15 protein-coding genes are annotated in these 21,564 nt (G+C 54.5%); 6 read left to right on the top strand and 9 right to left on the bottom strand.

Annotation, left to right across the window (positions count from 1 at the left end; all coding sequences use genetic code 11):
* Nucleotides 1–44 precede the first annotated feature (44 nt).
* The gene (locus M0646_RS08660) at nucleotides 45–2,480 is read left to right on the top strand and encodes a DNA topoisomerase (ATP-hydrolyzing) subunit A (RefSeq protein WP_286625362.1); all 2,436 of its coding nucleotides are present in this window, start codon (nucleotides 45–47) and stop codon (nucleotides 2,478–2,480) included.
* Here the strand turns inward: M0646_RS08660 and tilS are convergent.
* Together tilS and ccsB are read right to left on the bottom strand one after the other, a co-directional pair.
* Nucleotides 2,401–3,435 carry a tRNA lysidine(34) synthetase TilS gene (tilS, locus tag M0646_RS08655; RefSeq protein WP_149819992.1) on the bottom strand — a complete coding sequence of 345 codons (1,035 nt, stop codon included), beginning with the start codon at nucleotides 3,433–3,435 and terminating at the stop codon, nucleotides 2,401–2,403. The genes M0646_RS08660 and tilS overlap by 80 nt on opposite strands.
* Before the next feature lie 13 nt (nucleotides 3,436–3,448).
* Nucleotides 3,449–4,408: a c-type cytochrome biogenesis protein CcsB gene (ccsB, locus tag M0646_RS08650; protein ID WP_286649528.1), complete on the bottom strand. Its 960-nt coding sequence runs from the start codon at nucleotides 4,406–4,408 to the stop codon at nucleotides 3,449–3,451.
* 183 nt (nucleotides 4,409–4,591) lie between these two features.
* Between ccsB and M0646_RS08645 the strand changes: the two genes are divergently transcribed.
* On the top strand, nucleotides 4,592–5,374 hold the full coding sequence (locus M0646_RS08645; protein ID WP_190278036.1) for a YaaW family protein: 783 nt from the start codon (nucleotides 4,592–4,594) through the stop codon (nucleotides 5,372–5,374).
* Here M0646_RS08645 and M0646_RS08640 read toward each other — a convergent pair.
* The 4 genes from M0646_RS08640 to M0646_RS08625 form a co-directional block, all read right to left on the bottom strand.
* Nucleotides 5,371–8,370 carry a DEAD/DEAH box helicase gene (locus M0646_RS08640; protein WP_286649527.1) on the bottom strand — a complete coding sequence of 1,000 codons (3,000 nt, stop codon included), beginning with the start codon at nucleotides 8,368–8,370 and terminating at the stop codon, nucleotides 5,371–5,373. The two genes, M0646_RS08645 and M0646_RS08640, sit on opposite strands and share 4 nt — an antisense overlap.
* 9 nt (nucleotides 8,371–8,379) lie before the next feature.
* Complete coding sequence (locus tag M0646_RS08635) at nucleotides 8,380–12,264, bottom strand: EAL domain-containing protein (protein ID WP_286649526.1); 3,885 nt, start codon at nucleotides 12,262–12,264, stop codon at nucleotides 8,380–8,382.
* Between the two features lie 161 nt (nucleotides 12,265–12,425).
* Nucleotides 12,426–13,148 (bottom strand): tRNA (guanosine(37)-N1)-methyltransferase TrmD, encoded by a 723-nt coding sequence (gene trmD / locus M0646_RS08630; RefSeq protein WP_149819981.1) that lies wholly within the window; start codon nucleotides 13,146–13,148, stop codon nucleotides 12,426–12,428.
* Nucleotides 13,148–14,257 carry a S49 family peptidase gene (locus M0646_RS08625; protein WP_286625356.1) on the bottom strand — a complete coding sequence of 370 codons (1,110 nt, stop codon included), beginning with the start codon at nucleotides 14,255–14,257 and terminating at the stop codon, nucleotides 13,148–13,150. Before M0646_RS08625 ends, trmD begins: the two co-directional genes overlap by 1 nt.
* 171 nt (nucleotides 14,258–14,428) lie before the next feature.
* Here M0646_RS08625 and pipX point away from each other — a divergent pair, with 171 nt between their 5' ends.
* Both pipX and gor read left to right on the top strand, forming a co-directional pair.
* Complete coding sequence (gene pipX, locus M0646_RS08620; protein WP_190278331.1) at nucleotides 14,429–14,698, top strand: transcriptional coactivator PipX; 270 nt, start codon at nucleotides 14,429–14,431, stop codon at nucleotides 14,696–14,698.
* A 47-nt stretch (nucleotides 14,699–14,745) separates the two neighbouring features.
* Nucleotides 14,746–16,131 carry a glutathione-disulfide reductase gene (gene gor / locus M0646_RS08615; RefSeq protein WP_286625355.1) on the top strand — a complete coding sequence of 462 codons (1,386 nt, stop codon included), beginning with the start codon at nucleotides 14,746–14,748 and terminating at the stop codon, nucleotides 16,129–16,131.
* On the opposite strand, the gene ctpA is transcribed toward gor, so the two are convergent.
* The 3 genes from ctpA to M0646_RS08600 all read right to left on the bottom strand — a co-directional run bounded on the left by ctpA (nucleotide 16,118) and on the right by M0646_RS08600 (nucleotide 19,724).
* A complete protein-coding gene (ctpA, locus tag M0646_RS08610; RefSeq protein WP_286625354.1) occupies nucleotides 16,118–17,356 on the bottom strand; it encodes a carboxyl-terminal processing protease CtpA in 1,239 nt (412 codons plus the stop codon). The genes gor and ctpA overlap by 14 nt on opposite strands.
* 65 nt (nucleotides 17,357–17,421) lie before the next feature.
* Complete coding sequence (gene truB / locus M0646_RS08605; protein WP_286649525.1) at nucleotides 17,422–18,285, bottom strand: tRNA pseudouridine(55) synthase TruB; 864 nt, start codon at nucleotides 18,283–18,285, stop codon at nucleotides 17,422–17,424.
* A complete protein-coding gene (locus M0646_RS08600; protein WP_286649524.1) occupies nucleotides 18,285–19,724 on the bottom strand; it encodes a TolC family protein in 1,440 nt (479 codons plus the stop codon). Before M0646_RS08600 ends, truB begins: the two co-directional genes overlap by 1 nt.
* 147 nt (nucleotides 19,725–19,871) lie before the next feature.
* Between M0646_RS08600 and M0646_RS08595 the strand changes: the two genes are divergently transcribed.
* Together M0646_RS08595 and M0646_RS08590 are read left to right on the top strand one after the other, a co-directional pair.
* Nucleotides 19,872–20,510: a class I SAM-dependent methyltransferase gene (locus M0646_RS08595; protein WP_286649523.1), complete on the top strand. Its 639-nt coding sequence runs from the start codon at nucleotides 19,872–19,874 to the stop codon at nucleotides 20,508–20,510.
* A gap of 164 nt (nucleotides 20,511–20,674) precedes the next feature.
* Nucleotides 20,675–21,550: a class I SAM-dependent methyltransferase gene (locus tag M0646_RS08590; protein ID WP_286625350.1), complete on the top strand. Its 876-nt coding sequence runs from the start codon at nucleotides 20,675–20,677 to the stop codon at nucleotides 21,548–21,550.
* Nucleotides 21,551–21,564 lie beyond the last annotated feature (14 nt).

The following is a 21,564-nucleotide window of genomic DNA, read 5'->3' as shown; positions in this document are numbered from 1 at the left end:
AACTCTTGTATCGTGGGGAATGATCCTTTGGCTCGTTCGTGATCATGCCCAAACAACTGGATTTGCTGACCTCTGGACAGGTGATCCCAACACCACTGCACAGTGAAATGCAACGCTCCTATCTGGAGTACGCCATGAGTGTGATTGTGGGGCGGGCACTACCAGATGTGCGGGATGGGCTAAAACCAGTGCATCGGCGGATTCTCTATGCCATGTATGAGTTGGGGTTGACGCCCGATCGCCCCTTTCGCAAGTGTGCACGGGTGGTGGGGGATGTGCTGGGGAAATATCACCCCCACGGGGATCAAGCGGTCTATGAGGCACTGGTGCGCTTGGTGCAGCCCTTTAGCAGTCGCTACCCCCTCTTGGCAGGGCATGGCAATTTTGGCTCCATTGATGATGATCCTGCGGCGGCAATGCGCTACACGGAAACGCGCTTGGCAGCGATCGCCCACCGCACGCTACTGGAGAATATCAGCGACGCCATTGTGGATTTTGTCCCCAACTTTGACAGTTCCCAAGAGGAGCCCTTGGTGCTGCCGGCGCAACTGCCAATTTTGCTGTTGAATGGCGCAACGGGAATTGCTGTGGGCATGGCCACAAACATTCCACCCCACAATCTGGGGGAAGTGGTGGATGCTCTGATTGCGCTTATTGACCGTCCCCATCTCTGCCTAGAAGAACTGCTCACCCACCTGCCGGGACCGGACTTTCCCACGGGGGGTGTGATTGTGGATGGGGCAGAATTGCTGCGCGCCTACGCCACGGGTCGAGGGACGATCACCCTGCGGGGGGTGGCCACCCTTGAGGATATTCAGCCCGGACGCGGCCGCCACCGTCGCCAAGCAATTGTGGTGACAGAGCTACCCTATCAGGTGAATAAGGCGGCATGGATTGAGAAGGTGGCGGATTTGGTGAATCAAGGTCGCCTTGAGGGCATTGCCGATCTGCGGGACGAAAGCGATCGCGAGGGGCTGCGGGTGGTCATTGAACTGAAGCGGGATGCCTCAGCGGCACAACTCTTGGAGCAACTCTACCGCCTAACCGCACTACAAGTGACCTATGGCATCAACTTGATGGCACTGGTGGGCAATCAACCCCGCCAACTCTCCCTTAAGGAGATTCTCAGTGAGTTTCTTCAATTTCGCGAGCAGACCCTGCTACGGCAATATCGCCATGATCTCGAAACGGCTCAAGCCCGCCAGCATGTGGTGACGGGACTCTTAATTGGCCTCAATGCCGTGGATCAGGTGATTGAGATTTTGCGATCGGCAGCGGATGGCAGTACTGCCCAGCGGGAATTGATGACCCGCTTGGGTTTGAGCGATCGCCAAGCCAGTGCCCTGATTGCCATGCCCCTACGCCGCCTCACTCAACAGGAGCGCCAAGACCTGGAACGGGAACAGGCGGAGCTACAAGCGCGGATTGCCCAGTTGGAAACCCTGATTAGCCAGCGTCCTGAGCGCCTCAAGGCACTGAAGAAAGAATTGCGGCAGTTAAAGAAAGCCTTTGCCGATCCCCGCCGCACTCAAATCCTCACGGCAGCGCCGCTGCTCCCCACCCCCGTGGAGACCAATGATCGTGACGATACGCCCCTCTGGGTCGAAGTGAACCATCGCGGTTACGGGCGCTGTCTGTCCCAGCGCAGTCGGGGGAGTCTCCAATTGCAAACGTGGCTACCGTGGTCAGAGCCATTGCCTTTGGCCTTCTCGGTACAGGCCAAGGATCGCCTGTGGGTGTTTACGGAAAGTGGCAAGGTCTATCCGCTGCCCTTAGAGCGATTACCCGTTAGCAGCCGCCGTGAGAGCGATCGCGGTCAACCCCTACTGACTCTCTTGCCGGAGTCGGCGCAAGGGGAAACCCTCCTGACGGTCTTGCCCAGTCAAGCCCCAGCAGAGAAGCTGATTTTGCTGACGCGCCAAGGCCGCATTAAGGTCATTCCAATCTCAGATCTGCAAGACCTGAGCGGGCGCGGTCTGCAACTGATGAAACTCAAGGCGGGGGATGCCCTCGGTTGGGTACTGCCTGCAGATACGGATCACTTAGTGTTGGCCACCTCGCGGGGGCGGGTCTTTCACTTTTTCATCCCCGACATTCCCGCTTTGGGGCGGCTGAATCTAGGTCAAGCGGCGGTGCGCCTCAGTGGGCAAGAAACCTTGGTGGGGGCGATCGCCCTGTCGGAACCGGAGAATGTGATCCTCATTACTGCTTCAGGCCTTGGTAAACAAGTGCCGCTGCCCCTAATGGAAGTTGTGCCCCTTGGTCATTTAGGCCAGTTGGCGATGCCCCTGCGGCAAAAAGCGGATCGCTTGGCGGGCATTGGCCGTGGCGGTAGCCCCCTGGCACTGGTGACGAACCAAGAGCGAGCCTGGATCACCAACGGCGAAGAGATCCCCATCCTCAATAAAGAGGCGGTGGGGGTGGCGATCGCTCCCCTTGATCCGCAGGAACAGATTCAGGCGGTGGTGCCGTTGGCCTGATCAGTTCAAGCCACTGACCACAGACCCGCAGGTGGTACCCCCCCGGCAGCGTTGAGGTTTGGCTGCCATTACCTGCCGTGATCAGAGGACGCACCGCTTCAATTAGGCTGAAATCAATGCCCCGTTTCAGGTGCTGACGCAAAAATCGCTGGATCAAGCGGCGTTGCAGCGCAAGGGGCAATTCCCGTAGGCGCAGCCGCTCCAAGGCAGGGGGATGCTCGCGGATCACGGTGGGGGCAAGACGCTCCACCTCAGCCTCGAAATAGGCGCGATCGCTAGCCAGCAGTTCAGCGGTTTGGGCAAGCACCTCTTCCACATTCGGATTAAAGTGCGCTTGCAGATAGGGAATTAACTCCAAACGCAGCCGATTGCGGCGATAGTTGAGATGGTGGTTCGTTGCATCCTGCCAGACGGGTAACCCGTAGGTTTGGCAAAAGGCAGCCGTTTCCGCTCGCGTCATCCCTAGGAGTGGACGTACTAACTGAATCGCACCCAAAGCACGGCTAGGTAAGAGGGTGGCTAGGCCATCGGGGCTGGTGCCGCGCAGTAGATGTAGTAGGAGACTTTCGGCGCGATCGCTCTGGGTGTGGGCGGTCACCACATGGGTACAATTCAGAGCCTTGGCCACGGTCTCAAAGACTTGGTAACGCCATGAACGGGCTGCGGCCTCAGTTTTCGGCAGCGGCGGCGCACTCACCACCTCACAGGGCAGGTGCCATTGCTGCGCTAGCGCTTGGACGAAATTTGCATTGGCAGCGCTATCTGCCCGCCAGCGGTGATCACAGTGGACAGCCACCAAAAACCACTGCCAGTGGAGCTGTAGATCCAGTAGCAGGCGCGTTAAACAAACGGAGTCTTGACCCCCCGACAGAGCAATGAGGATGCGTGACCCCACAGGGAGCCATTGTTGGGTTTTTAAGGTGGTATGCAGGCGGGCGTGGTAGATGCCCCACACTTGCAATAACCGACTAGAAGAACCAACCGTAGGAGTGTAGGCCTTTCCCCAGTAGGTTCACCCCTAAGTAGCAGACCCAGACCACCCCAAAACCAACGGTAGCGAGAATCGCGGGCTTGCGTCCCTGCCAATCGCGGGTCATGCGGGCATGGAGATAAGCTGCATACACCAGCCAGACAATCAGTGCCCAAGTTTCTTTGGGATCCCAACTCCAAGGGGCACCCCAAGCCTCATTTGCCCAGACCGCACCGGAGATAATGCCGATGGTCAGCAGTGGGAAGCCAAGACCAATCATGCGGTAGCTCAAGTTATCGAGGGTTTCAGCTAAGGTGAGGCGTTGCAAACTCAATTGCAGGGTGGGTTGGGTGAGTACCGTGGTGCCGCCGCCCCCAGTCGAGGGTTCTAAGGAAGGTTCTGGCGTGCGACTGCGGAAGCTGCCTGTGCCCACGGAGCTGCCCTTAAGGCTGACGGGTTTGCCCCATGTGACCACTAGGAAGGCGATCGCCAGCAGTGACCCCACCATCAAGGTGGCATAGCTGAGCATCATCACACTGACGTGCATCATTAACCAGTTGGACTTCAGGGCAGGCACCAGAGGCGCTGACTGTTGCATTTCCGGGGGGAGCGAGAGAGCCGCAAAAGCCGTAATTCCCATGGCAACGGGTGCAGTAACAACCCCCACAAGGCGCTGGCCACTGATGGACTCGGCGACAAAGTGCATGGCTGTCAAACCCCAGCACAGGAAAAAGAGGGATTCATAGAGATTGCTGATGGGAAAGTAGCCCCCCTCAATCCAACGCGCCGCCAGCAGGCCCGTAATACAGAGATTGGCGATCGCCATCCCCGTGCGACCCGCAGCCGTGAGAACAGGCCATTGGGGAAACGCTGCCCCACACCAGTAGAGCAACATCGTGATCAAAAGCACCGCAAAGGCACTGTTATCGAGCCAACCTTCTAGGGTTAATAAATCCATAGCTTTTTATTTTGCCAGCCTGCTACTCTTTTGTATTGTACTGTCCGAACCGTGCTTTTCTGGGATAGTGGCGCATCTCCCATTCTTGTGAAAAGGGCTGTACCACAATTTCAGCCTGAATCCCTATAATCAGGGGTGAAGAATCATCATGTTCTATTGTGCTGCTGCTGGAGCGAGAACCCCATGAACGAGCTACGGGCTGCGCTGGAATTGGCGACGGAGGAGGAGTTGCAAGACCTAACCGAAATTCTGTTTCGTCGTCGGCTCAATCCCTTGGACTATCTCACAACGCCGGATCCCATTGCCGTCCAAGCTCAGGATCGCCAAGCATGGCTGGATGATATTGAGGAGCGGTTTCGCTTTTTGGCGGCAGATGGTCTGACAGTACTCAAGGGCAAAGCACAGCAAATCAGCTATCGGCAAACGTTGATGCGGGTCTGTCGCTATCTGAAAATTAAGTTTTCCCCCAGTTGGACAGTCCCCGAACTGGAAATGGAAATCTTCTTGAATGTGTTGCAGCGGATGTGGAAAAAGCTGGGGGATGAGGATCGCAAGGTCTTGGCTGCCCAAATCCAAGATAGCTTGCCCGAACTGCGCAACGGCCACCCGATTTCCATGGAAACTGTACGCCTGATCCTAGAGGGAGGCGCGGCGATCGCCATCAGTTCTGTTGTCCGCTCCATGGTGGTGCAGCAGGTGGCTCGTCAATTTGCCATTCACTTTGCTGGGTACAAGCTCTCCATCACTCCCTTGGTGTCTCGGGGCGCTGCCGTGGGAGCCGCTAAATTTGCCCTCGGTCGCAGCGTCTTAGCCTTTGCCAGTACAGCTTTGTGGGTGTGGTTTATTGCCGACTTGGGTTGGCGTGCCATTTCCACCAACTATGCGCGCATTATTCCCACCATTTTCGCGATCGCCCAAATTCGCCTCCTACGCGGTGAGCAGGCATCCCAGTGGGCAATGGCCTAGAGTGTGATCACCCGCTCTTTGTCCAGGGTGAGCAGTTGCCGCAGTTGATCGAGATTGAGTTCGGTTAACCACTGTTCGCCACTGCCCACAATCATGTCCGCAAGCGCTTTTTTCTGCTCAATTTGCTCGTGGATCTTTTCTTCAAGGGTACCCGTGCAGACAAATTTGTGGATTTGGACAGTGCGGGCTTGGCCAATGCGGAAGGCGCGATCGCTGGCCTGATTTTCAACGGCAGGGTTCCACCAGCGATCGTAGTGAAAGACATGATTGGCACGGGTGAGATTTAAGCCCACGCCCCCCGCTTTTAAGGAAAGAATAAAGACCGTGGGTGCCTCAGGATCGTGCTGAAAGCGTTCCACCATGAGTTCTCGCTGGGCTTTGGGGGTGCGTCCCGACAGGAAAAAGACCTCCATCTGTAGCGCCTTTTCGAGATAGGTTTTCAGGTGGGTGCCAAATTCGGCAAATTGGGTAAAGACAAGGGCGCGATCGCCCACTTCCTGAAGCTCTTGCAGCATTTCTATGAGGCGTTGCAATTTACCCGAGCGATCGGGGGCATAGTCTTCCTGCTTGAGATACTGCGCCGGGTGGTTACAGATTTGCTTGAGTTTGGTCAGCGTAGCCAAGATATGGCCGCGCCGCTGGATACCTTCACTATTTTCAATGGCAGCAAGGGAGTCTGCCACCACCGCAGTGTAAAGCTGCATCTGTTCTAGGGTGAGACCGCAATAGACCAGCATCTCCTGTTTTTCGGGCAGGTCTTGGATAATGCTGCGGTCAGTTTTCAGGCGCCGTAGAATGAAGGGCTGAACATAGGTGCGCAGGGCGTTGAGGGAGGTGGTGTCGCCATAGCGTTCAATGGGTCGCACATAGCGGTGCTGAAAGTAGGTGCGATTGCCCAAGTACCCCGGATGCAGAAAGTCCATAATCGACCAGAGTTCAAGGAGACGATTCTCTAGGGGGGTTCCCGTCAGGGCAATGCGAAACTGGGCGGAGAGTTCCCGTGCCGCTTGGGACTGCTGGGTGTTGGCATTCTTGATGTTTTGGGCTTCATCGAGGACCAGATGCTGCCATGACACCTGTTGCAAGGTGGTGCGATCGCGCTGGAGAAGGGCATAACTGGTGAGAATCAGATCGTGAGTTTCGACTTTTTTCAGAAATGCCTTGCCCTTGGGGCGATCGCTGCCGTGGTGGACGTAGGCACGCAATGTCGGTGCAAATTTTTGGCACTCCCGTAGCCAGTTGCCCAGTACTGAGGTGGGACAGATCAACAGTGTCGGTCGGTAGGCACGTCCTGCTTCCTTGAGGTGGAGCAAAAAGGCCAACAGTTGAATCGTTTTCCCTAAGCCCATATCATCGGCCAAGCAAGCCCCCAACCGCCAGCGTTCCAAGAAACTCAACCACGCCACCCCTCGCGCTTGGTAGGGACGCAGTTCCCCACAAAATTCCTGCGGTGTCGGCACTGGATCAAGGGTTTGTTTACCCGTGAGGCCATCGAGTAGTGCCTGAAGAGCAGCATTGGCGTCTAGGCCGAGAATGGGTAACTTGGCCACCGTCACCGTATCCCCGGTGGCAATGCGCAGCGTATCGGCAAGGGAGAGCTGGGTCTTTTGGGGAGACTGGAGAAACTCTTGAGCGGCCTTCACCTCGTGGGGACGCAGCAGCACCCACTCACCATTGAGATAAACAAGGGGACTCTCTTGGCGGCGCAGTTGCTCAAAATCTGCTTCCGAGAGGGGATGCTGCCCCAACTGTAATTGCCACTGAAACTGCATCAAGCTCTCAATACTCAAGCCGCTGGTGGCGGTGGGCGGCAATGAAGCAATCATCCTCAGACCCAAGCGATGCTGGGCGCTATTGCGGCGCAAACTCGGCGGCACAATAATTGCAACCCCCTGCTGCTCAAGGAGCGGAATGGCACTTTGCAAGAAGGCATAAACTTCCGTGGTTTGCAGCGTCAGACCCACAGGGGAGGGTTCTTGGAGACTGCGATCGAGGGGACGATAAATGCGTGAGGCCAAACCCAGTCCCCGCAGCAGGGTTTCTTGGGGCTGCCAGAGCACTTGTCCGTGATAGAGGAGGGACTCTTGCGTACATTGCCAAATCTCTGCCGCCGCCAGCATCGTTTCCGTTTCGCCCTCCGTTTGTAGGCCAAAGGCCAAGCGCCAATCACCCTCGGCAGTATCTGGGGGCACCAGTTGCAGTGCCAAGCGCCATTGGGGGCGCAGATCCAACTGCTCGCGGTAGGGTTCTTGCCAACGCTGGAGCCGTTCCACAAAAGAAGGCGGCAGTTCCGTTGCTTGCCCTGTTTTGAGGAAAGTCAGCCAGTGGCTGTGGGCTTTGGCTAAGCCCACTTTGGGCAGCTCTAGGGAGGCGAGGACAGCGTGGAGATAGCCCTGCAACGTGTGGTGTAAAAAATCCGCCAATAGATCGGTGGCATGGGGCGGAAACCGCAGCGCCGTGGCATCCCCTTGGTAACAACGACACAGATGCGGCATCCGTTGGCTAAATTGGCGAAAGCGATCGCGATCGCCCCCGTGGGTGAGCAGAATCCGCCACCCTTCAGCCGTAGGCAAGTATTGGCCGCGCACAATTAAATCCAGTAACCAGCGACTAACGTGCAGCCAATAGCGCAGATCATCGCCAATAGCAGCGCTTTCGCGACCCTGAAGACCCAGTTGATGTAGTTGCTCTAAAACCCCTGAGGCAGGAATCGCCCAACCCGGCACCTGCCAGAGAAACAGCGGTTCGCCGTTGACTTCCGCTAGGGGAGGCGGTAACAGGTGATGCTCCTGAATCTGTGCGGGCAAAGCAGCATAGGCAACACTCGGATCGGCATTGACAAGCGGAGGGGTCTTCAGTTGGGTGGCATAGGGATAAACAGGCACAGCAGTCGGAACCCAAGGCGTGATTGCCTGAGTGAGCGATCGCCATTCTTCTGCCCATACAAAAAAGCGCGGCGTCGGCGTTGCCAGCCACGTCCCACGGAAAACAGCCATGCCAATATTTTAGTGGGCTTTCAGGAGGGATGCGAGGGCTTCAGCAGGCATGGGTCGGGCAAAGAGATACCCTTGACCATAATCACACCCCAGTCGCTGCAGGATGTGCAGTTGCTCGTGGGTTTCAATCCCTTCGGCAATGACGCGGTAGCCCAACTCCTGAGCAAGGACTAAAATCATCTTGGTAATTTTGAGGTTGCGTTGGTTGTTTTCCAATTGCTGGACAAAGGCGCGATCCACCTTTAGATGGTGAATCGGTAGGCTGTGGAGATAACTCAGACAGGAATAGCCCGTTCCAAAATCGTCAATACTAATTTCAATGTGGCGCTCCCGCAGTGACTCTAGGAGACTCAGCATTTCACTGCCCAATTCAAGGGCGATGCTTTCGGTGAGTTCTAGAACCAACTGTCCTCTGCCCAAGGGATACTGTTGCTGAATGCGGCTAAGGTGGTGGCGGAAACTGGGGTGCTTCAGTGTCTTGGCCGAGACATTCACACTCAGGATCAAGTTGGCTGCCCCTTGGGACTGCTGTTGCCACAACCACAACTGTCGACAAGCCTGCTCCAGAACCCACTTGTCAAGGTCAACAATCAGCCCCGTATCCTCAGCAATTGAAATGAAAGCACCCGGCAGAATCAGTCCCCGTTCAGGATGTTGCCAACGCACCAAGGCTTCCATGCCCACCAGTTGTTGATCCGCCAAATTAAAAAAGGGCTGATAAAACAGCTGCAGTTCTCCATGGCTGAGGGCATGGCGCAGATCGTGTTCAAGGTGGAGGCGCTCTAGCACCTGTTCGTACATCTGGGCATTAAAGATGGCGTAGCGTCTTGTGGGATGAGCCTTGGCTTGATACAGGGCAATATCGGCATCCCTGAGGACAGCAAAAGCCGTTTCATAGTCGTTTTGGGCAAAGACCACACCAATACTACTGCTGAGGAAAATTTGCCGCTCCTCTACGACCAAGGGTTCCTGGAGGCAACGGGTAATTTGCTCGCAAAGGGCAATGGCACTCTCCAAGTGAGGTAAAGCGGTTGCCAAAATCACAAACTCATCTCCGCCGAGGCGAGCCACAATATGCCTATTTTCGATGAGACGCCGCAGCAAAGTGGCAAAGGCAATGAGCAGGCGATCGCCCACTGCATGGCCGAGGCTGTCATTGATCACCTTAAAGCGATCCACATCCAAAAACAGCACCGCATAGTGAAGCTCAGGATTGCTTTGAGCTGCGGCAATTGTGGCTGCCAACTGCTCCATGAAGTAGAGGCGGTTGGGCAACCCTGTCAGGGGATCGTGATAGGCCTCATGCTCTAGCTGAAATTGCACCTGTACCCGACTGGTGACATCGCGGGAACTGGTCTGCAACTGTTGCAATTGTCCCTGACTGTCGTAGCGGGGCTTGAAGAGGGTTTCTAGCCAGAGCAACTCCCGATTCGCTGTCCAAGCTCGATGGGTGATGGGCCAAAACCGCTGCTGCTGAATCATCTGTTGCAGTTCCTGCTTGACCCGCGATCGCTCTTGGGGATGGCACAATTGCGTAAAATGCTGACTAATGAGCCTCCCAGAAGACCAACCCAAGAGGGTTTCATAGGAGGGACTAACATACAAACACCGACCCTCGCGATCTAAAAGGCACACAATATCGGTCATGTTTTCCGCCAGCAGTCGATAGCGTTCTTCGCTTTCGCGCAGCGCCAGTTCAGCAGCTTTGCGTTCGGTAATATCAATATGGGTACCCACCACCTTAGAGGGGCGACCCTGGGCATCCCGAATTAACACGGCATTGCTGTGGAACCAGCGGTAGCTACCATCCCGGTGGCGCAGGCGAAAATCAATGTCATAGTCCGCTTCACCGCGCAGAAATTGCTCGTAGGCCGCAAGGGCGCGATCGCGATCCTCGGGGTGCAGTCGCTCCTGCCAATCTGCACAACTGAACGCTTCAGCCGTAGGTAGATCGCCCAGCTGGGCTCTGTGGGTCGGCGAAACAAGCATGGTTCCCGTAGAGAGGTCATGAAAATAAAAGCCAATCTTGGAAGCACGGATAGCCACCTCTAACTGGGCCTGCTGCTCCTTGAGGCGCTCTTCGGCCAAATGGCGCTCAGTGACATCCAAGATCACGGTGTACCAGACCACGGCCCCATTAGCCGCCGCTGTGGGCTGTCCGGCGCCCTCTAGCCAGCGCACTTCACCGCTGGTGGGATGAATAATGCGCCATTGCCAAAACCATGGCGTCAAATTTGCCGCAGAACAGAGAACCGATTGCCATGTGGCTTCCCGATCCTCTGGATGCACCAGCTGCCACAAACTTTCACCATCCTCAGCGGCCACCGCCGCGGGGATGCCCCAAAGACGTTCGCACATTGGATTCAGATAAAATACCCGATTGCGACCATCGGGGTACTGTTCATAGCGAAACAGGGCACCAGGGAGGTGAAGAGCCGTCAAGCGAAACCGTTCTTCACTCTTGCGCAATGCCGCAGCCAGACGGGAACGTTTAGCCAGTTCTTTGCGGGCTTGGGCGTATAGATTGGCCTGGTAAACCGCCACCTCCAGTTGGGTGGCAATGGTACGCATAAAATTGATTTCCACTTCTGACCACGTATGGGTTTGGTGCGGCATAAACAAACTCAGGCTGCCCCAAGGGCGCTCTTTAACAATCAAAGGCACCAGTAACCATGCCCCCGGCAATTGTTCCGCAAGGGCTCGATTCACTGCATCGGTCAGTTGGCAGGTGTCGGCGATGGCAACCACTTCTCCTGCCTTCAGCCGTGTGGCCAAGGGATTGTCCTGATCTGGGATTTCAAAGCCCAGAAACTGGGGGGTATTGGGATCGCTGTGATATTCAGCAACCGGCTGCCACACCTGCCTTTGCGGAAGGTAGCGAACCACACAGGCATCCCATCCCAGCCCTATTTCCACAATTTCCCGCACAGCGGTGCCAAAGATGGTTTCAAGGTCAAGGGAATTGCGCAGGGCTTGGATGACCCGATTGAGAGCCTGCTCACGCAGTAATTGATTTTTGAGCGCAGTAACATCTCGGCCGACGGATTGAATCCCACTGAGGGAACCATCAGCCGTAAAAACCCCTGAATTCAGCCACTGGATCCAGCGACTCCCTTTTTGGGGATGAGGTAGGCAACTTTCGCAGGTAAATAGGGGCGCAGTGGGCGTAAGCTGCATCACCTGTGCTTGGAAACAGACGGCATCTTCACAGCAGACCAACTCCCCTAAGGGGCGACCAATGACTTCAGCAGCAGAACAGTTAAAGAAGCGGCAGAAGGCCTCATTGGCAAATAGGATGGTGGTATCTGGGTGCAGGAATAAAAGAAAATCACCTTGGTCTTGGAAGATGCCGGAGTCACACTGCCCAGAATCGGGCTGCTGCTGACGAGAACAGGCAAGCCCTTGGGGCTGTGTTTCCTGAGGTTGGCGCCCAGTAATGTCCTGAAACGTGAGCACAATACACTGCAGATTGCTGCTGGGATCAAAGATGGGGCGGGCTTGGATTGCTAGGGTTAATCGCCGATCGCTCAACAGCAGATCTACGCCCACAGAACAGGGTTCTAAACGCTGGCGGACTTGCCTATTGGGCAACTCTTCCTTGGGATAGGGGCGATCGCTACCGCAGTAATAAACCTGCAGATTTGCCCAAATGTCGGCTGCCGCCACTTGGGGATCCGTCACCGCCAAGAGCCTTCGGCCAAAGGGGTTAATGTAGCAAATTTCCCCCGCAGGATCAGCAAGAGCCACAGCAATTGGTAACGCCCCTAGGATTGCTGTTAGGTAGTGCCCCCCATCACTTTTCCCCATTCCATCTGACCGGTCGATCACTGAATCTGCACCGCCACTGGCATTGGGGGTGGCAGGCCTTAGGAAAGTGGGGAACAAACTATCCATAGGATTAATCGTAGGAAGTTACTGGGGCTCCTGACTAAAGCTAACCGCAGCAGCTTTCGGATTAGACATTATAATTACGATGATACTTGCTATTATTTTTTTTTTTTTTTGACATATAACTGATTTATAACTGATTTTCTTAAGAAGTATAAAGTAATTTCCTATTCTCCTTCCTTGGTTTTGAGTGTGGCTTCCTGCTGAGCCAGCCAGCGCGCATACAGATCTGGGCGGCGTTGGTGAGTGCGTTCAATTTGCTGTGCCCGCCGCCAAGCCGCAATTTCCCCATGGTGACCAGAAAGTAAGACCGGCGGTACCGTCCACCCCCGAAACTCTGCGGGTCGAGTGTAGTGGGGATAGTCCAATAGACCGTCCTCAAAACTGTCTTGATGCAGGGAAGCCGCTTTGCCCACCGTGCCGGGCAGCAGTCGCAGCACACCATTGAGAATCACCAGAGCTGGAATTTCCCCACAGGTCAGGACAAAATCGCCAATGGAGATTTCTTGGGTCACCAAATGCTCGACGACCCGCTCATCCACGCCCTCATAGTGACCACAGAGAATCACTAGTTGATCTCGCTCCTGCGACCAATGCCAGAGGTGCTGTTGGGTCAGGGGTTGCCCTTGGGGGGTGACATAGATCACTTCACGGCGGGGCAAGGAGGGCAGCGATTCCACCGCCGCAAAGAGGGGTTCAGGCTTCATCACCATGCCCACACCCCCCCCGTAGGGTTCATCATCCACCCGCTGGTGCTTATCAGTACTAAAGTCACGCGGATTGGTCAGGACGACCTCGGCAATCCCCCGTGCCAAGGCTTTGGCCATTAAGCCACTGCTGAGGGGGGAGGCAAAGAACTCTGGAAAGAGGGTAATAATATCGAAACGCATCACTGGGGACGGCACGACAGGGAACCATAGTAGGCAAGGGCGCGCAATTGGCTGAGGGCACACAGTTGCTCTTGTTTCCACACCTGCTGGGTTTCTGGTGCTGGGGGAGGTGACTGAATGCCAAAGAGTTGATTGATCAAAGGGGAGCGATCGCGCCGAAAACCTACGACCGCATACTCTCCTTCCTTGAGCTTGGCAGCACTAGCAAGGGCACTGAGGGTGTCTGGACGGCTGCGGGTGCCATCAATGAGGCGATAGCGCTGCGCCTGCTCGTTACTGAAAATCATCGCACCCATTTCGTTGCGAATAACGCTGGGATCAATGCCCCGTGCCTGCGCCACATGATTAATAAACTTGCTGTACTCCTGTTCAAGGCCGGCTTGGAAGACCTCAATTTCTTGGGGGGTGAGGCGACGGAAGGGATTGCCAATATCTTTGCTACGACCGGCGCTCAGTGTCCGTTCTTCAATACTGTTGGCAGTAACGCCTCCCATCAATAGGCCATTATCGAGACTGGTGGGGCGATCGTAGTAGAAAACACTAGGGCCGAGAATGCCAATACTGCCAATCATGCTGCCGTGATCGGCGTAGATCCGATCCGCTGTCACCATAGCCCAAACGCCACCGGAGGCAGAAATGCCCTCAATAAAGGCATAGACCGGTTTTTGGGTGGCTGCGCGGTAGCTCCTAATACCTTCGGCGATCGCCTGGGAGCCAAAGATCGTGCCGCCGGGAGTGCTGATATTAACAAAGACGGCCTTAATCGTTTCGTCCTTAGCGGCCTCTGCCAACTGCTGCTGCACTTCATAGCCGTAGGTGACACCGACAAGGGGCGCAAAGAAGCTATCTTCTTCGTTTTGCGGGCTACCGAGAATTGGCCCAGTAATGTCAATTCTGAGAATGCGATCGCGACTGCTCTCCTTGCCGCTGACGTGCTCGTAGGGACTGGTTTCACTAGCAGGTGCCAACAAGACTCCGAGGAGGGCAAAGAAGATCGTGGCACTGAAGCCCACCACCCCCAACGTGAAAAAAAACGTCAGCGTGCCAAAAAAGATCACACCACAGCGGTGAAACACACTGGGCCAAAAGGGGGGAAGGGAGCGCGTCATAGAGGAGGAAAGGGTTTAGTATAATCTGAAAAGTTTTCAGTCAAATGTTTTACTTATTTTAGCCTCCCCCTGCGGTTTTCTCCTGTTTTTGCCCCTCACAAGCCACCCTTGCCGTGTTGACCTGTCACGATCCTTTTGCGAGGTAGATTCTCTCTACTAATGAAACCCTCGATGACCGCTGAGCAGTATCTCAATCACCCCACCTTTGGCTTGCTTTATGGGGTGTGCCCTATTGATGAGCATCGGCAACTCTTTACAACGTTGTATGCCCAGCGGCTTTTCTTTATCGTCAACCAGCGGCCGACGGGGATGGCGTTTGAATCGATTAGTCGAACTGATGCGCGCATGCTCATTGAACAGCGGTTGCGATCGCTGCGCCGTCTTGGCAAAACTGCTGAATACCAAGCCCTACAAGCGATTCATCGCCAAGCCTTCATGTAACCCGATCCAGATTTCGCTAGACTGAGGCTAGGTTTTGGGGAGCAAGGATGAGCTACGACTATGACCTATTTGTGATTGGTGCCGGCTCCGGTGGCTTGGCGGCCTCAAAGCGGGCAGCTTCCTACGGCGCTAGGGTGGCCATTGCCGAAGGGGATAAAGTTGGCGGTACCTGTGTGATTCGGGGGTGTGTCCCTAAAAAGCTCATGGTCTATGGCTCCAAGTTTAGCCACCTCTTTGAAGACGCTGTCGGCTATGGCTGGCGCCCCGTTGAAGCCAAGTTGAACTGGGAGCGACTGATTCAAGCAGTGAACCAAGAGGTAAATCGTCTCAGCCAACTGCACATTAGCTACCTTGCCAAAGCCGGGGTCGAACTGCTGCCCTTTTTTGCCCGCTTTGCTGACCCCCACACCCTAGAACTCGTGGATCGCCAAGGACAGGTACAGCAGCGAGTGACAGCGGCGAAAATCTTGATTGCCGTCGGGGGGGAAGCGATTAAGCCCAATGTGCCGGGCATTGAACACAGCATTACCTCGCGGGAGATGTTTTTGTTGCCCAAGCAGCCAAAGCGCATGGCTATCCTTGGGGGCGGCTACATCAGTGTTGAGTTTGCCGGCATTATGCAGGGACTCGGCACGGAAGTCATTCACTTTCTGCGGGGCGATCGCCCCCTGCGCGGCTTTGATCAAGACATTCAAGATGGTGTCTATGAGGGGATGCTTCGCCACGGCATTGATGTCCGTCCCCAGTGCCACATTACAGGCTTGAAGCTTACCAAGAAGGGCAATATCCGCATTCGCTACGAACAGCAGGGGCAAGCCTGTGAAACTAAAGTTGATACGGTGCTGTGTGCCGTGGGGCGTGCGCCCAACTTGCAGGGGCTGGGTCTTGATCAGGCGGGGGTGCATCTTACGGCCAATAGTCAAGGGATTGTCGCCATTGCTGTGGATGAATACTACCGCACCAATCAAGAACACATTTTTGCTGTGGGGGACTGCACTAACCGCGTCAACCTCACTCCCATAGCCATTGCCGAAGGACGCGCCTTTGCTGATACGCAATTTGGTAATCTACCGCGCACCTTGAGCTATGAGAATATTCCCTCGGCGGTGTTTTCCCAGCCGGAGGCGGCTTCGGTGGGGCTGTCTGAGGCGCAGGCCAAGGCGAAATTGGGGGAAGAGAATGTGAAAATCTACCGTGCGGCCTTTCGCCCGATGTACCACAGTCTCACGGGTCGAGATGAAAAGGTGATCGTCAAATTGGTGGTGGAGAAAAATACGGAGTGGGTGCTCGGTGCCCACATGGTGGGGGACAATGCTGCTGAGATTATTCAAGGGATCGCGATCGCCCTCAAAATGGGCGCCACCAAGAAGGACTTTGATGCCACGATGGCCATTCATCCCTCGACGGCGGAGGAGTTTGTCACCCTGCGTTAGCAGCGACTTGAACCGGACTGTGGAGCAGCTCTAGGGCCGCCAGATATTGGGGATCTGCTGCTGTACCCATGGCCACCAGACTCTCGGGAGCATCGAGAACCCGCCAATCTGGCTCAATCCCCACTTTGTTGATGTTGTGGTGATTAGGGGTTTCGTAGTGGGCAATGGTAACCGCAAGACCAGCGCCATCACTGAGGTTAAAGAGGGACTGAATCGAGCCTTTGCCAAAGGTGCGATCGCCCACCAGTCGAGCACGGCCATGATCTTGCAGGGCAGCGGCTAAAATCTCACTGGCACTGGCGGTTCCGCCATTCACGAGGACGACGAGCGGGTCATGGGTGAGGGCACCGCCATTGGCATTGAGGCTATCAATGATCCCTTGGCGATCGACGGTATAGACAATGACCCCCGAATCCAACCACAGTTGAGCAATTTCCACCCCCGCCTGCAACAGTCCCCCCGGATTATTGCGCAGATCAAGAATGTACTCCTCCACTCCCTGCTGCTCTAGCATTTGAATGGCTTTGCGCATCTCTGTGACCGCCATAGCGCTAAATTGACCAAGGCGAATATAGCCAACGGTGTGCCCCTGCACTTGGCGAACCTCAGCCATGACCGGATTAATCTCAATGTGTCCCCGTTTCAGGGTGATTTCTTGAGGAGCTTCACTGCCCCGTTGTAACAACAAATGCACAGCAGAACCGGCGGCTCCCCGCATTCTTTCGGCGGCTTCATCAAGGCTGAGCTGGGTGGTGGAGACGCCATCAATGGCAAGAATGCGATCGCGGGGTTGAATCCCCGCTTCAGCAGCAGGGGAGCCATCAATCGGGGCAATGACTTCGAGGATACCGGTTTCAGGGTCAGTGCTAATTTGCAAGCCGACACCAGTGAGTTCCCCAGCTGTGGTGGTTTGCAGGCTACGAAATTGGGCGGGGCGCAGCAGCCGTGTAAAGGGATCCTCTAAACTCGCCAACATGGCTTGAATGGCCTCATAGGTCGCCTCGCGATTGGGTAGGGGACGTTTCAGCGCCTTTTCGCGCACCAGCCACCAGTTTTGGCCATTAAAAGAGGGATCCACGTAGGCTTGGTTGACAATGCGCCATGCCTCATTAAAGAGTTTTTGTTCCTCCGTTAGGGCGATCGCCGAGTCAGTGGGGAAAATGCCCCAGACTCCCACCAAGACCACTAAACAACAAATGAGACGTTGCAGCCAACGAACCCCCATTCCTTCACCTGCTGATTGCTTCTTTTTCCTAAGCTAGCACTAGAAAAATGTTTCGGAAGACACCGTTATGCCTTGAGAACCACCTTAGGATGCAGGCGATCGCCCCCACTCACCCCGATTCCCACACAGGTAGCGGCAAAGGTGACGCCCACGAAACTCTCCGCCGGCGGCAGCCCCTCACCAATCACGGCGCGGCCATGATACCAGTCGTTGAGTTGTACTGCATTGAGTTCAAGCCACGGTAGATGTGAGAGAACCGCTTGGGGCGGGCGCAGTGGTAAATGCTCTGGCGAAATGCTTTCTAGGGAATGGCTCTCCTCAATCCTCAGGCCACCACTTTCAATCCGTTGCAGGGCTGCCAGCGTTCCGCCGACACCCAAGGCTGTTCCCAAATCACGGGCAAGGGCGCGAATATAGGTGCCACCGCCACAGGTAATGCGCAGGGTCAATTCTGGGTAGTATCCTGCTTGCCAATCTAAGACATCAATGCTGTACACCTCAACGATCCGCGGCGGCACGCTCACGGCTTCACCCGCACGGGCACGGGCATAGAGCCGCTGACCATCCACTTGAATTGCACTGTAGGCGGGGGGATATTGCTCAATCTCGCCAATGAATTGGGGAAGCTGTTCCTCAATGGCCTCAAGGGTGAGGTAACTGGCAGCTTGTTCTTGGCAAATGTCACCCGTAATGTCATCCGTGGTTGTGGTGATGCCAAAGCGCACCGTGCCAATATAGGCCTTGCGATCGCTTAAATAGGGGAGGAGTCGCGTCGCTGCACCAAGGGCGATCGGCAGTACCCCTGTAGCCATCGGATCCAAGGTGCCCCCATGACCGATGCGTTTGAGCCGCAGCCGCTTTCGCAGTTCGTTAATGCAGTCGTGGGAAGTGCAGCCAGCAGGTTTATTCAGATTCAAAAAACCAAACATCAAGGCGTTGCCGTCAAGGGTAAGCCACTCACAAAGCGTTGCAGGGCAGCGATCGCTCGGTTGTAGTCAATGGTAGAACTCAACAGATTGCTCTGGGCTTGAATCAGAGCCGTTTCTGCATTGCTCACCTCCGCTTGGGTGCCAATCCCTGCTTGGAAGCGCAGACGGGCAAGGCGGAGTCCCTCCGTGGCTTGGCGCACCGCCACTTCATTGGTGCGGATATTTTCTTGGCTGGATTTGAGCGTGTAGTAGGCCTGCTCCACTTGGAAACGAATCAAATTCCGAAAGGCCGCATACTGAGCTTCAGCGATCGCGGCAGCGCTTTCCTGCTGGGCGGCACTGGCACGGGAAACCCCGCCATCAAAGAGGGTCAGGTTCATTTGACCCCCAACGGTATATCCCCAACGGGGTGCCCTCCCATCTGTGAGGCTATCAAGGGTGTTAAAACTTCCGCCGGCCACCAACTGCGGTCCTAGATTCCCCAAGGCCACCCGGCGTTGCTGCAGTGCTGCATTCCGTTGGGTCAGTTGTTGTTCCAGTTCCACGCGATTGCGAAAGGCGAGGGCAATGCTCTCCTCAAGGGAGAGTTTCCATTCCCCAACTACCCGAATGGGGTCAGCGGCGCGCACATTCACCTTGTCATTGAGACTGAGCAGCTGTGCCAGTTGGCGTTGAGCGGTTTGCAGTTGGCTTTGGGCTTGCACGAGTTGCTGTTGGTTATTGGCCAGTTGCACCTGTGCTGTGAGGACATCAAATTGCGTGCCTAAGCCAGCCCGTTCGCGGGCGATCGCATCCCGTAAGCTGATTTGGGAGTTTTGTACCGCTGCTTCGCCAATGCGCACCAGCGCCTCCGCCTGTTGAATGTTGTAGTAGGCATTGGTGACATCCTGCCGCAGTTGTTCAAATTCTCGCTGCAGATCCAGTTCGGCATTGCGCACCTGTTCCTGTGCTGCTTTGATACTGCCATCCCGTTGGCCAGAGGTGAAAATGTTGTAGCCCAGTTGCACCGTGCTGGTCCAAGTATTGCTGGTGGGGTTGGTTCGCAAGGGGGGTGGTAGTTGGGCATTTTGCAGCCGAATCGCTGCTGAATCTGTGCGACTAATCCCCAATTGCAAGGAGATGCTGGGATAGAGAGCCGCCGCCGCTTGGCGCAGAACGGCCCGACTTTGTTGCAGTTGTGCCTCAAGGATTTGCAGTTGGCGGTTATTCCGCCGCGCCAGTTCAATCGCTTCGTTGAGGGTAATGGGGCGATCCAAATCAATTTTTACTTGATCGGGACGACTGGGGAGATGGAGGGGATCGGGATTGGGATTGAAGGGCAGGAGATCGGTGGCCGTAGGGTTGGGTTGGGCGATCGCCCCCCCGCTCATGGTGATCAAGACCCCCACAAGGCTCCCCAGCAGCAGACTGCTTTGTTGGCAGATGGATGGTTGACCCATGCTCACTCCCGACACCGTTACAACTACGGATTCTCGCTACCACATAAGACTATAACAGTCCTTTCTCAAGGAATCGTTACCCAAAAGGCGGTACACTGACACTCAACTGGTTCCAATTCTGCAAAATTCAAGGCTTGATCCAGCGCTGTGGCAACCATTTTACGCACTTGGAGCTATCAATATCCGTGGCTCTACGACACCATTAGTGCCCTCGCAGCAATAACGGTCGGGGGGAGCGATCGCCTGCATCGGTTGGCTTGGCAAGATTTGGACTTACCCCGCAGTGTCGTGGTTTTAGATCTCTGCTGTGCCCATGGCGTTGTCACTCAAGCCTTAACTCAAGCCTTTGATCAGGTCACTGGTTTAGATGCTTCCCCGAAGGCGATCGCCCGTGCTCGGCAGCGCGTGCCCCAAGCCACCTATGTGGAAGCCTTTGCGGAGAAGATGCCCTTTGCCGATGCCACCTTTGATCTGGTACACACCAGCATGGCGCTGCATGAAATGACTGCGGAACAACTGCGTGCCATTGTGGCGGAAGTGTGGCGGGTTCTCAAGCCCGGTGGCTGGTTTGCCCTGATTGATTTTCATCGTCCCCAAGTGCCTCTCTTTTGGCCGGGGATGGCTCTCTTTTTCTGGCTCTTTGAAACGGAAACCGCTTGGCAACTGCTGCAAACGGACTTAGCTGAGCAGCTACGGTTACAGGGCTTCACTGTCGAGCGGCAGACCTACCACCTCGGGCGCAGCTTGCAGGTTCTCCATGCCCGCAAACCCTGCCCAAAGAATTAAGATATATGAACGATTTACAACACGAGTGCGATAGCGATGGTGGTATCAATTTATCTGAAGATAATGCTAGTATAACCCTTTTCAGGAGAATTGAACTTTCTCAGAAAGGTCAAAGGCTCTGTATAATATAATCAACACTATTTTAGGAAGGTCTATAAATATCTATGAAAACCCATTCTTATTGTTTACTTTGTCAATCTTCTAACATTCAAAAAATGAGAAGATACTACACTACACACAGACTTATAAAGTGCCAAGAATGTGGTTTTATTTTTATGGAGAGGGTTCCATCAGAGAATGAACTGAAAGAATACTATTCTACATATAGCTACGCAGAAGACAGGCCAATTTCACCAATTACGCTTAAACGATATCAAGAGCTTCTCAAAGAATTTGAAATTTATCGTCAGAGTAATCGAATTCTTGAGGTGGGATGTGGCAAGGGTGATTTCTTGATAGAAGCAAAGAAAAATGGTTGGGAAGTAGAAGGCACTGAACTTTCAGAAAAGGGAGTAGAATGGTGCATTCGCAAAGGAATCAAAGCTCAATACACTGATTTGAATGAAAGACTGTTTCCTCGCGATTATTTTGATATCATCATTGCTATAGAGGTAATTGAGCATATCAATAAGCCTAGAGAGTTTGCTCGTCAGATTGCTAGTTTTTTACGCCTAGGGGGTCTTTTCTACTGCACCACTCCTAACTTTAATTCGTTGGCAAGGTATTTTCTTCAGGAGAACTATTCAGTAATTCATTATCCAGAACACTTATGTTACTACACGCCAAAGACTCTTAAAAAGCTAATGTCTGAACATTCTCTTTTTCCTAAAAAAATAAAAACAACAGGAATTGACTTTGATAGACTATTTCCAAGAAAGGAAGCAACACCTCTAAAGTTTGATAATGAAACTATTAGACACCACACGGAAAGTAGTTGGATTCTGAAGATGACCAAACGAACCGCTAATTTTATGTTAAATATCACACGCTTAGGTGCGACAATTAGAGGCTACTTTATAAAATCCTACAGTTCAGAATAGATTTTAATCATAAA

This window comes from Thermosynechococcus sp. B3 (assembly GCF_030323045.1).
GTDB lineage: Bacteria > Cyanobacteriota > Cyanobacteriia > Thermosynechococcales > Thermosynechococcaceae > Thermosynechococcus.
Note: the sequence above shows the minus strand (reverse complement) of the source record. Positions and strands in the feature narration are given on the sequence as shown.

Bases quoted from the DNA above. Each gene is read 5' to 3' on its own strand.
- M0646_RS08635 (WP_286649526.1), bottom strand. From the start codon at position 12,264: ATGGATAGTTTGTTCCCCACTTTCCTAAGGCCTGCCACCCCCAATGCC.
- ccsB (WP_286649528.1), bottom strand. From the start codon at position 4,408: ATGGATTTATTAACCCTAGAAGGTTGGCTCGATAACAGTGCCTTTGCG.
- M0646_RS08625 (WP_286625356.1), bottom strand. From the start codon at position 14,257: ATGACGCGCTCCCTTCCCCCCTTTTGGCCCAGTGTGTTTCACCGCTGT.
- ctpA (WP_286625354.1), bottom strand. From the start codon at position 17,356: ATGGGGGTTCGTTGGCTGCAACGTCTCATTTGTTGTTTAGTGGTCTTG.
- M0646_RS08645 (WP_190278036.1), top strand. From the start codon at position 4,592: ATGAACGAGCTACGGGCTGCGCTGGAATTGGCGACGGAGGAGGAGTTG.
- truB (WP_286649525.1), bottom strand. From the start codon at position 18,285: ATGTTTGGTTTTTTGAATCTGAATAAACCTGCTGGCTGCACTTCCCAC.
- M0646_RS08660 (WP_286625362.1), top strand. From the start codon at position 45: ATGCCCAAACAACTGGATTTGCTGACCTCTGGACAGGTGATCCCAACA.
- trmD (WP_149819981.1), bottom strand. From the start codon at position 13,148: ATGCGTTTCGATATTATTACCCTCTTTCCAGAGTTCTTTGCCTCCCCC.
- gor (WP_286625355.1), top strand. From the start codon at position 14,746: ATGAGCTACGACTATGACCTATTTGTGATTGGTGCCGGCTCCGGTGGC.
- M0646_RS08590 (WP_286625350.1), top strand. From the start codon at position 20,675: ATGAAAACCCATTCTTATTGTTTACTTTGTCAATCTTCTAACATTCAA.
- pipX (WP_190278331.1), top strand. From the start codon at position 14,429: ATGACCGCTGAGCAGTATCTCAATCACCCCACCTTTGGCTTGCTTTAT.
- M0646_RS08640 (WP_286649527.1), bottom strand. From the start codon at position 8,370: ATGGCTGTTTTCCGTGGGACGTGGCTGGCAACGCCGACGCCGCGCTTT.
- M0646_RS08600 (WP_286649524.1), bottom strand. From the start codon at position 19,724: ATGGGTCAACCATCCATCTGCCAACAAAGCAGTCTGCTGCTGGGGAGC.